Below are 427 nucleotides of genomic sequence, written 5' to 3' on the forward strand. Positions count from 1 at the left end.
ATACCTCTTCAAGATATTGGGTTGTCCCATTCGGAAATCTCTGGATCAAAGGTCATTTGCACCTCCCCAAAGCTTATCGCAGCTTATCACGTCCTTCATCGCCTCCGAGAGCCAAGGCATCCGCCATGCGCCCTTCTTTACTTTCCTTATCCATTCGCTCACACTTGCGTGCCAGCGGGATGATATATACTTTCAGCTCTTTACTACTAAAATTACTGTTTGCTTGTACAATATGTCATAGATCGTTCATCTTCGTTTCTTACGTTTCCGATGGAGTGGAGAATAACGGATTCGAACCGTTGACCCTCTGCGTGCAAGGCAGATGCTCTAGCCAGCTGAGCTAATCCCCCGAACTTGATTCCGTTCGTAGTCCCAGGCAGAGTTGAACTGCCGACCTCTACATTATCAGTGTAGCGCTCTAACCAAC

1 tRNA gene and 1 rRNA gene are annotated in these 427 nt (G+C 47.5%); both read right to left on the reverse strand.

Annotated features, from left to right (window positions below):
- Window positions 1-147, reverse strand: a 23S ribosomal RNA gene (locus P0G09_RS15740); the annotation flags it as partial.
- 129 nt (window positions 148-276) lie between these two features.
- A tRNA-Ala gene (locus P0G09_RS15745) sits at window positions 277-350 on the reverse strand.
- Window positions 351-427: the final 77 nt, after the last annotated feature.

Source organism: Faecalibacterium sp. DFI.5.82, from assembly GCF_029076575.1.
Taxonomy (GTDB): Bacteria; Bacillota; Clostridia; order Oscillospirales; family Ruminococcaceae; genus Faecalibacterium; species Faecalibacterium duncaniae.